Raw genomic sequence first — 11121 nt, forward strand, 5'->3', positions numbered from 1 at the left:
TCTATCTATGTAATCAATTACTTTTTTTCTTAACTCTACATGATGGGGCATTTTTCTTTTACTTTATGATAATTACTATATTCTTATTTTACCTCTTAGTAGCTCAGTCTTATTTTGATTGACTATATATGTAACCCTGGAGCGATCGTGGTCACTATCAGACCATCTTCTACCTATAAATCGCTTAATGCTGTAAACGGTATTTTCCGCATTGGTGACGGCCTGACGTTTGGCTAGTTGCCCCACTAGGCGTTGAGAACCTTTACCAAATCCTACGATACTGGGGGTTGTCCTTGAACCCTCTTGATTATTAATAATTAAGGGTTTACCGCCTTCTAATACGGCAACACAACTATTTGTTGTTCCTAAGTCGATTCCGATTACTTTTCCCATAACTGACAGCAGTTGCGATTTATAAGTTTTCTTTTGGTGTTGATTTTGATGGTTTCTTTCTTACAGCATACCCTAGGAATTTTTATTGTCATCAATTATTGGTTTTGGTGACAATTATTTTGATGTTTAACACTCTGCCCTAAGTGTAGTTTATTTTTGTGGTAGTAGAGCCAACTATAATATGGCTCTTGTTTATTTTATAGTTAATATTTACTAGGTAATTTCACTAATAGAAAATTTTCTTAAGCCTCTGGAGTATCATCAGAGGTAGAGTTTGATTCATGGTCATCCTCACTGGGTGCAGCTACTTTTACCATAGCATAGCGTAAGACTTGGTCATTGAGAAGGTAGCCCCTAACTAATTGTTCTATGACTGTGCCTTCAGGATATTCATTGGTAGGCTCTCTGAGCATAGCTTCTTGATAGTTGGGATCAAAGGGTTGTCCTTCGGGACGCATGGCGGATACGCCTAATTTCTTGAGACTATCTACAAAGGTTTTATATACCCCTTGATAGCTTTTATGGATAGCCATTTCTCCATCATTGGAGGGTTTTATTTGAGTTCTGGCTCTTTCAAAGTTATCAACCACGGAAAGTAGTTCGACGATGGTTTTCTTTTTGATGCTATTTTCTTGTTCTTCTTTTTCTTTAGCGGTACGACGGCGGAAATTATCAAAGTCCGCAGTTAGCCTCATGAATTGACCTTGAATACTTTTGGTTTGTTCTTTTTGGGATTCTAGTTGTTGATTTAGGTTAGCGATTTCTTCTTGTAAAAGGGCGATCGCCTTTAAACTTTCACTCTCATCATCGTTATTTTCCAAAGACTCTTGGGCTTGTGCCTCGGAGGCATTATCATTGTCCGAAGAATTACTATCATCTATTTTCTCGGAAGATACATCTTTAGACTCTTGCTCTAAAACTTCAGCTTCATCCAGGGAGGGGACACTATCAGCCGAATCTACATCTTGATTTTGTTCCAGATTTTCTTGTTCCCTAATTTCTTGATCTAGTTCCATATAATTATTATTTGTTGTTTCAGTCATAGCTAACTGCAATAAAATTTAATTGATAGTTAACCACAATTGTAACTAATTTTGTCACTACCACCGGCAATTGCACCGAGTCTTTGATAAAAAATTGGACTTATGATTAAAACATCAACAATAGATAATGAATGATCAAGGGTAAGGTTTCAGTCTTGAGGTTTTCAGTTTCGAGTATAGTGATAAATAATTAATCAATCATTTTTAATCACTAAAACGAGGAGTCATACAATAGGGGCAGTCCATCCATTCTTGTTGTAACTCAGCGCCACAACCTTGACAAGTCAAAGAGCTTTTACGCTTGGCTTTTAACTCCGACTCTAATCCAGAATCGGTGAAAGTAACCCTCTCTACTTCCTCTAAGGTAGTATGTCCTTGACGCACTAAATTAAGACTATAAGCCAAAATTGTGGTCATACCTTCTTCCACGGCTGCTTCTTTTATTCTATCGGTGGTAGCCCCTTGGTTAATTAATTTTTGTAGGGTTTCGGTAATAACCATAAATTCATAAACCCCAACCCTACCTTTATATCCTGTTCCCCCACATTTAGGGCAAACAGTACCATTGTTTACCGCTTCTTGGAGGTTATCTCCTGTCAGGGTATTAGCTTTATAGAAGGTAACGGATTCTTCCCCTGAGGCAGTTAAACCGAAACGGGCTAATTCTTCTTTACTAGGGCTATATTCAATTCTACATTCGGTACACACACGGCGCATTAACCTTTGAGCCAACACCCCTAACAATGCTCCAGAAATCATGAAGGGTTCAACCCCCATTTCATCCAGACGGGCGATCGCCCCTGCCGCATCATTAGTGTGTAAAGTGGTTAATACCAAATGTCCTGTCAAAGCCGCCTCAATGGCTGTCTTAGCTGTTTCCACGTCCCTAGTTTCACCCACGAGGATAATATCAGGATCTTGACGCATGAACGCCCGTAGAATAGAAGCAAAGTTCATGCCCTTCTCTCTAATTACCTGTACCTGAGTAATGCCAGGGAGGGCATATTCAATGGGATCTTCCGCAGTATTGATATTAACCCCTGGTTTATTTCTTTCCGCCAACACCGAATAAAGGGTTGTGGATTTACCCGAACCCGTAGGGCCTGTTACCAAAATCAAACCAAACGGACGACCAGCAATTTCCCGAACCCTCAACAATGTTTCCTCATCACTAATCAGAAAATCTAACCCTAACTGGGTGGCTGAGTTATCTAAAATACGTAAACAAACCTTTTCCCCATAACGACTAGGGAGAGTGTTAACACGGAAATCCACATTACGTCCCTGATACACCCGACGGATTTTTCCATCTTGGGGTAAACGGCGTTCGGCAATATCTAATTCTGCCATAATTTTAAACCTTGCTACCACCGCCGTGGTGATGTGACGGGGGAGGCGGAAAAATTCTTGTAATACCCCATCCTTACGCATTCTAACCCTCAATATTTCTTCTTGGGGTTCAATGTGAATATCAGAAACACTTTCTTGGAGAGCTTTAATTAAAATTTTGTTTACTAATTTGATGATGGGAGCTTGATTGGCATCATTGGAACTTAAATCCGCATCATCATTATCTTCCTTTCCATCCTCTAAACCGTCATCGGATAAGTCGTCAATGACATCATCCACACTGGCTAATTTTTCTTGGGCTTTTTTAGCCTGTAGGGCTTCTTCCTTTTCTCTTTTTTCGCTTTCTTCCTTATAGTATATTTGTAAAAGGCGATCGTAATCTTCCTCCGTAATTACAATCCTCTGTAAATCTAAACCCTTCAAACGGATTAATTTACGCACCTCATCAAGGGCAGCCAAATTGTCAGGATCGACCATGGCAATTACCAACACAGGAGGATCTTCTGTATTAATGCGGCGCACAGGCAACAATTTATGGCGACGACACACCTTAATATTTATTACCGAATCTATCAACTCCGTCATCTGATCCGAAGATATTTCATCGGCATCAGGATCAACAGAATCAACCCCATACAATATTTTTAACTCAAAGAGATGATGTTTCTTATATTGTCTTACCAAATCAGGGGATAAAGCCTTATGAGTCATACTCTCTAGCACTTTTACTAGAGGTTGTTTACTATTCCTCACCTCCACTAAGGCATTCTTTAGCTGTTCTTTATCTATATATCCTGATTGAATTAACTTATTTCCGAAGGGACTAAAATAATCTGGACTGACAAGGGCTGTACTTAACTTTTCTAATTTTTTTCCAGAGGAAGAAACAGGGCTTTGAGTCATAATATTTTATGGCAATGGATGAGGAATCGATCGCACTTAACTGATAATACTTTCCATTGTACTAAATTATATAGAATCTGAAATCAAACCTTTGTTTTAATTTGTTAACCAAAAAAACACCCTTCACTTATTAATTAATCAGGCGTTGGTGAATTAAGGTATGATTTCTTGTTGAGGAAGGGAACAGGGAACGGGGAATAGGGAACAGTTATAATATTTAGAAGTCTTAGTTTTTTGTGTAATTCAATAATGTTTCATACTCAAAATCAGCAATGCCATTAATCATTTATCTTCCATAAAAAAATCAGGGAAATCTAAATAAAATAGCTCCCCGATTCAATCAATAAATATTAGCAAAAATCTAAGTTAACCAACCCTTTAATCTTCTTGCAACCTGTGGTCTTCTTAACTTACGCATAGCCTTAGTTTGAATTTGACGCACCCTTTCTCTCGATAAATCAAACATTTGTCCCACTTCCTCTAGGGTATGAGGCTTAGAATGAGACAAGCCATAACGCAAAATAATAACTTCCTTTTCTCGCCCACTCAAAACATCATCCAACACAGAAACAATCTCTTGATTCATCATTGCCTCATTCATCTTCTCCTCAGGCAACAATAGATTGGTATCTTCTAATAACTCCAATAACTCCGTATCCTCCCCTTTACCCACACGATGATTTAGGGATAAAGATTGACGTTTTAACTGTAATAACTGATGTAAAGCCTGTTCATTAATGCCCATTTCCTCCGCTAACTCATCCTCTGTGGGATTGCGTTGCAAACTTTGTTTTAATTCCCGTTGAGCCTTCTTAAGTTTATTTAACTTCTCCACAATATGAATGGGTAATCTGATGGTACGAGAATCATTGGCAATCGTTCTAGTGATGGCTTGACGAATCCACCAATAAGCATAGGTAGAAAACTTATAACCCTTATCAGGATCAAACTTTTCAGCCGCCCGGTTTAAACCGATAGCCCCCTCCTGAATTAAATCTAAAAAAGGCACTCCCCTATTTAAATACCGTTTAGCAATGGATACCACCAAACGTAAATTAGAACGAATCATTTTTCTTTTGGCAACCCTTCCCTTATAGAGACGATTTTCTAATTGCCTCTCTGTTTCTAGCCCCATGGCAAGGGCTAATTCCATCTTACTGGGGGTTTTTTGTAACTGATGGTGCAATTTTTGTTGTTTGTCCTCGCACTCAGTTAAAAATTTGACGGCTTGGGCTAATTCAATTTCTTCGGTTGCTGTTAACAAAGGGTAACGAGCCATTTCTTTAAAAAACGCCCCGACGGAGTCTTCTGATTTACTACGATTGCTCCTTACCTTTTTGCCGTTTTGCTCTGTATCATCGGAATATTGAGCAATCACCTCGTCAAATTCTCCATCAATTTCCGTTTTTATGGGATCGTGTTCCTTGGTGAGGGGACTGGTAAATTGGTTCATGTTGTTACTCCTCTTTTTAACGCACTTTTTATCCTGCCTAGGGACATAATTTAATAAATCATCTTTTTTTTAGTTATTTTGTCATGGTTAATACTAAATTCATGTAATGGGCAAGGGATAAATATCTAAATCCTAATGTAGCTAATAAAACTAGGTTTTGACTATTAAAATATAATTCTTTTTAGATTTTTTTTATATTTTGGTGTTACAGACTACAAAACTATAATTTTTATTAAGAAATTTGACATAAATGGTTTCTCCTGATAAACAAATTTCACTAATCAACGGATTAATATGATTTTTATTTTGTCCAAAATACAGTCATAAAGATTAAATGACCTTAGAAATCGATGAAACCTTCTCTCGATTCAAATATTAAAAAAATTAGCTCTGATGATAATCAAATTTTATTTACTACCATAATTTTTTTATTAAGTATTGATTTAAAAGATAAAAATGATCCCTATGGCTAAAAAATCCATTACAGAATGATCATAAACAATTAATGAGGGTGAGTGCTTCAACTATTGAGGAAATTCCGTGGGAATCACTTCAACTATTACCATTTCTCCTTCCCTATTAACCGTAACAGGTAGAGTTTCTCCGATGCTACTCTTTTCTACTTCCTCTTGAACATCAGTGGTTGTCATGATTGATGTTTGTCGAATTCGAGTAATTAAATCCCCTGTTTTAAATCCAGCCTCTTGGGCAGGGGAATTAGGCATCACCCTTAAAATTAAAACCCCTTGTGTGTTTTCATAAATGTCAGGAATGGGAAAATCGTAGTTAGTTGAGGTGTAGGGATTAAGGGTTACCATTTGAATTCCTAGATAGGGGTGAGCGGCTTTACCATTGGTTACCAGTTGTTGAGAAATACGGGAAGCAGTTTCAATGGGAATGGCAAAACCTAATCCTTGGGCGTTGGCTTTGATGGCGGTGTTAATACCGATTACTTCCCCTTGAATATTGAGTAATGGGCCTCCTGAGTTACCCGGATTGATGGCCGCATCGGTTTGGATAAAACGAACTCTTTTATCAGGTACTCCCACTTCATTACTCGATCGCCCCGTGGCGCTTATGATACCCGCTGTGACAGTGTTATCTAATCCTAAGGGGTTACCAATGGCGATCGCCCATTCCCCAATAATTAAATCCTCACTTTTACCCAAAGTTACCACCGGCAAACCAGAAGCCTTAATCTTGACTACCGCCAAATCAGTCATCCTATCAATACCCAACACTTCCCCTTCAAAAAATTGACCATCACGGAGGGAAACCGAAACCAAATCGGAATTATCAATCACATGGGCATTAGTAATAATTAAACCATCCTCTTGAATAATAAAACCAGAACCAGTGCCACTGTCTTGGGGAGGATAGCTAGGAATAGAACCAAAAAAATTATCAGATAAAGAATTACGACTCCCTTGGCGAGAAGCATTTATCCTCACCACCGCCGGGCCTACCTTTTCTACCGCAGAAGCTATAAAATTAAAATTACGATGATTTTCTATATTTGCTCCCCCTGAAGGAGAATCGGGCAAAGGAATAGAATAATTTTCTGAAAAAAAGGAAGGATTAGGAAAATCCTCAGACACATTGCTAAATTGTTTCCCCCCCCATAAGCCGAAAGAAATACCAGCGACTAAAAATCCTGTAGAGATAGCGATTCTGGAAAATACTTTGCTCATCTTCGATTGCGTTTGATCTTAACTTTCAATGTAACACAATCTTTAAAACCAATACCATGAAAACCTAACACCCAATACCTTCCACCTAAAACCTAATTTAGATAGAAACTTCGCTCAACTCACGGGCAAGATGATCAAAAGGTTCATCCACCAAAGAAGTATTTTCAATACCAGAAGCAAAAGCCATATCTTTAATCATCTCTTTCATGATTTGAATACCTCTGACAGTAGGGCCAATGGGTACACCTAAAGAATTATAGGTTTCCCTTAATCCTTGTAAGACTCGCTCATCTAAAACGCTAGTATCCCCGGCAATCAGAGCATAACTTACATAGCGTAAATAGTAGTCCATATCCCGTAAACAAGCAGAGTAACGACGGGTAGTGTAAGCATTTCCCCCCGCACGAATCAACTCGGGTACTTCTTCAAATAATTGTTTTCCCGCATTTAAAACTAACTCAGGGGAGTTGGCATTAATGATATTGGCAATTTGAATTCTAGTAGTGCCGGATTGAAAATAAGATTTTAGGGAATCGATGGCATCTCTATCGAGATAACGCCCGGATACATCGTAGTTTTTTATTAAGCTAGTTACGGCATCGAGTAACATTTTTTTCTCCCAACAAATATTTTAATTTTTAACTATTAAAGAGTTATATTTTATTTTAATCTTGATCCTGACTGGGTAGTCAACTGCATCAAGACTAATTATTTCATACTTTCCCTTGGGTTTAGTTTACCCCTAGGGTGCGCTCTGGTAGATGCACCAATATAGACAAGAACACAGATTTCGGGAAAACACTACAAGTAAATTTCCTGAGGAAAACTGCTTCTGGCTATACAATGGGTATCATAAACAGCGAGACTATTATCTTATTTCTAAACCTGAATTGATAAGAAAAGTATCAAATCTTTACATATTTTCTAATTTTATGATTATCCTATCTTCTTTCAAAAAGTTTATTGTTTCTTTACTTCTCGGTTTTATGGTTGGTTGGGGGATGTTAGTGGCCCCTGTGACGGCACTACCCACGGATTTAGCTCCCGATAGCTTTGTGGCTCAGGCAGTAGAAAAAACGGGAGATGCGGTGGTGCGTATCGATATAGAAAAGGTGGTTAGCCGTAGTTTTGGTTTTGATCCTTTTATGGATGATCCTATGTTACGTCAGTTTTTTGGTAATGGTTTTTCGGGGAGAATGCCCCAAGAAAGAAGGGTGGCTGGGCAAGGTTCGGGATTTATTGTCGATGGCTCTGGTATTATTTTGACTAATGCCCATGTGGTGAGTGATGCGGATAAGGTGACTATTACCCTCAAGGACGGGCGCAAGTTTTCGGGGCAGGTGATGGGTACGGATCAAATTACTGATTTGGCGGTGGTGAAGGTGGATTCTCAGGGTGATCTTTTACCTACTGCGGTGTTAGGGGATTCTGGGGCGGTGAAGGTGGGGGATTGGGCGATCGCCGTTGGTAATCCTGTCGGTCTTGATAATACGGTAACCTTGGGCATTATTAGCACTCTCCATCGTTCTTCTTCGGAAGTGGGGATTTCTGATAAGAGAATCGATTTTTTACAAACCGATGCGGCCATCAACCCGGGTAATTCGGGGGGGCCTTTGTTAAATGCTCAGGGGGAAGTTATCGGCATTAATACGGCTATACGTGCGGATGCTATGGGGATTGGTTTTGCTATACCCATTAATAAAGCAAAAGAAATTCAAAATACTTTGGCTATGGGAGGGGAAGTGCCTCATCCTTATGTGGGTATTCAGATGGTTAATGTTACTCCTGATTTGGCAAGGGAAAATAATAATGACCCTAATTCGGCTTTTATGATTCCTGAGGTGGAAGGGGTTTTGGTGGTACAGGTTTTGTCTGATACCCCTGCATCGTCGGCGGGAATGCGTCGGGGTGATGTGGTGGTGAAGGTGAATAGTCGCCCTATTAGTGATGCTGGGGAGCTTCAAAATGTGGTGGAACAAACTGGGGTTGATAAAAATATTCGTTTTTCTGTGATTAGGGGCGATCGCACTTTAGATCTTAATCTTAAAACCGCACAGTTAAGATAATTGAGAATGGATAATTGATAATGAGTTTTTATTATTTAATATCTGAACCCTAATTCCTAATACTTAAGCGATGGAAAAACCTTATCAAAAAATAGCGATTCAAGAGTGTGGGGAAGCGTTAATCGCCATTCCTGAAGATTTATTCCTCATGGAAAATCCTCCCCCTTACCAAAAGTTAGGCGCTGATTATGGGGGCAAGTCTCCCTATTATTTACGTCAAAGGGTTGTTGATGGTTTAATTGTTGCCCAAGAAAAATTACAACAGTTAAAACCCCAATGGCGGTTAAAAATTTTTGATGCTTATCGGCCCATTGCTGTACAACAATTCATGGTGGATTATACTTTCAAACAGGTTTGCGAGATGAAGGGTTTCAACCAAGGTCAGTTAAATTCTGCCCAAGAAAAGGAGGTTTATGAGGAAGTATATAAAATTTGGGCAATTCCAAGCCATAATCCTCTCACCCCTCCCCCTCACAGTACGGGGGCTGCGGTGGATTTAACTTTATGGGATGAAAAGGGGCAAATGGTTGATATGGGCGGAGAAATTGATGAGTTATCGGAGCGATCGCACCCTAATTATTACCAACATCGTCCAAATTCCCTTGAACAACGCTATCATTACCACCGACAAATACTTTTACAAGCCATGAATGCTGGGGGTTTTCTTCGTCATCCCGGAGAGTGGTGGCACTTTTCCCACGGAGATCAAATGTGGGCTTGGTTACAAAATTCTATTAATCCTTCCCTGAGGGCGATCGCTAAATATGGCGGTGTGCCGTAGGAAATTATTACAACCCATTTTTTGTTACAAAATATTAAAAAATCACTTTTTTTTGGACTTTTGCTCTCTTTTGGGAGATAATAAAATTAGGTTGTTAATAATGAAAATCTGACTATTTAAACTTATTTTTGCTTAATATCCCATTGTTTAATAATAACATAAATTGACCAGTCATTAATCAACAAAAAGGTTAATTTTGCGATTTTTTTACCAAAAACAAGAGGAAAAACCCCTTGTTTATCAAAGATAGTTTAAAAACTATCAAAACTAACAACTTCCGAAAAATCTAACTGACCAGAACGAGGGTTAGGCCCTTCGATGGCTTTGCCAACCACAACCATAAAAGAAAGAATATAGTCTTCAGGTAAATTAATAATTTTAGCTACCTTTTCAGGGTCAAAACCAATCATCGGACAGGTATCATAACCCATGGCTTTAGCGGCTAACATAATATTTTGTCCTGCCATACCAGAGGAGCGCATCACCTCATCTCTTTGTAACTGGGGTTTATCATTATAAAAACCTCCAATCATGGGTACAATTTGCTTTTGAACCGTTTCGGGGGTGTTACGCCAATATCTCTGAGGATTTTTTTCTGACGCTTTCAAGTCTCCGCAAATCACCACCACGATAGAAGCATCACTAACTTGGGATTGATTGAAAGAAACAGCCTTTAATTTGTCCTTGATTTCTTGATCTTTAACAACTACAAAACGCCAATTTTGCATATTGAAAGAAGTGGGAGAAAGCAAAGCCTGTTCCATTAAAGTATTGATTTCCGAATCAGTCATTTTATGATTAGGGTCATATTTTTTAATTGACCTTCTTTCTCTGATAGCTGTTAAAGTATCCATAAAATATTTTTTTGTTTAATGATTTACTGCTTAACATTACTTAATATAGCAGATAGACAATATCTGATTTTTGTCTAGTTAGAGTTTATTATCAATTATTTATTATCAATTATTTATTATGGGTTGGTTAACGAAAACTTCTCTCACTGTCGCTTTTTTGTTTTTGCCTGAAATGATTTCTCCTCTAGTGGAGAATAATCTATGTGGTTTAAGGGCGATCGCCAATCAGGCTAGTAATTTCGGAAATCGTGGAAACAACGGCGTAAGGGGCGCTGATGGAAATGATGGTAGAAGTAGCGAAAGTATTACCATTTTTGCTGATGGCTCACCCCTGAATCTTAATTTAGCGGGACAAAATGGCTCTACGGGGGAAAGTGGCAGCAACGGCACGAGGGCATTATGTGAAAATCAACCCATTAATTTGCCAGAAAATTTACAAGGTGCGCACGGCGGTGATGGTGGTGATGGTGGTAACGGTGGCAATGGTGGTAATGGTGGAGACTTGACCATTTATGCTACCAATAAAGATTATTTAAAAGAAATTTCGGTTAATGCTTCTGCGGGGCAAGGGGGAGACGGGGGAGATG

General features: G+C 38.8%; 8 protein-coding genes and 2 pseudogenes. 3 read left to right on the plus strand and 7 right to left on the minus strand.

What is annotated here, in order from left to right; translation table 11 throughout:
* Window positions 1-81 precede the first annotated feature (81 nt).
* The 6 genes and pseudogenes from IQ215_RS13795 to apcB form a co-directional block, all read right to left on the minus strand.
* Window positions 82-393, minus strand: a pseudogene (locus IQ215_RS13795) (Hsp70 family protein); the annotation flags it as partial.
* 242 nt (window positions 394-635) lie between these two features.
* Window positions 636-1436, minus strand: a complete 801-nt coding sequence (grpE, locus tag IQ215_RS13800) for a nucleotide exchange factor GrpE (protein WP_193801987.1) — start codon at window positions 1434-1436, stop codon at window positions 636-638.
* Between the two features lie 204 nt (window positions 1437-1640).
* Window positions 1641-3689, minus strand: a complete 2049-nt coding sequence (locus IQ215_RS13805; RefSeq protein ID WP_193801988.1) for a GspE/PulE family protein — start codon at window positions 3687-3689, stop codon at window positions 1641-1643.
* Window positions 3690-4050: 361 nt separating this feature from the next.
* Entirely contained in the window at window positions 4051-5142 is a 1092-nt protein-coding gene (locus IQ215_RS13810) for an RNA polymerase sigma factor, RpoD/SigA family (RefSeq protein WP_193801989.1), read from the minus strand.
* A gap of 524 nt (window positions 5143-5666) precedes the next feature.
* The gene (locus tag IQ215_RS13815; RefSeq protein WP_193801990.1) at window positions 5667-6833 is read right to left on the minus strand and encodes an HhoA/HhoB/HtrA family serine endopeptidase; all 1167 of its coding nucleotides are present in this window, start codon (window positions 6831-6833) and stop codon (window positions 5667-5669) included.
* 97 nt (window positions 6834-6930) lie between these two features.
* The gene (apcB, locus tag IQ215_RS13820) at window positions 6931-7443 is read right to left on the minus strand and encodes an allophycocyanin subunit beta (protein WP_193801991.1); all 513 of its coding nucleotides are present in this window, start codon (window positions 7441-7443) and stop codon (window positions 6931-6933) included.
* Between the two features lie 322 nt (window positions 7444-7765).
* Here apcB and IQ215_RS13825 point away from each other — a divergent pair, with 322 nt between their 5' ends.
* Both IQ215_RS13825 and IQ215_RS13830 read left to right on the plus strand, forming a co-directional pair.
* Entirely contained in the window at window positions 7766-8899 is a 1134-nt protein-coding gene (locus IQ215_RS13825) for an HhoA/HhoB/HtrA family serine endopeptidase (protein WP_193801992.1), read from the plus strand.
* Between the two features lie 70 nt (window positions 8900-8969).
* Window positions 8970-9680: a M15 family metallopeptidase gene (locus IQ215_RS13830; protein WP_193801993.1), complete on the plus strand. Its 711-nt coding sequence runs from the start codon at window positions 8970-8972 to the stop codon at window positions 9678-9680.
* Window positions 9681-9931: 251 nt separating this feature from the next.
* Here IQ215_RS13830 and IQ215_RS13835 read toward each other — a convergent pair whose 3' ends face one another.
* Entirely contained in the window at window positions 9932-10534 is a 603-nt protein-coding gene (locus tag IQ215_RS13835; RefSeq protein ID WP_193801994.1) for a nitroreductase family protein, read from the minus strand.
* A gap of 118 nt (window positions 10535-10652) precedes the next feature.
* Here IQ215_RS13835 and IQ215_RS13840 point away from each other — a divergent pair.
* Window positions 10653-11121, plus strand: a pseudogene (locus IQ215_RS13840) (collagen-like protein); the annotation flags it as partial.

This window comes from Cyanobacterium stanieri LEGE 03274 (assembly GCF_015207825.1).
GTDB lineage: Bacteria > Cyanobacteriota > Cyanobacteriia > Cyanobacteriales > Cyanobacteriaceae > Cyanobacterium > Cyanobacterium stanieri_B.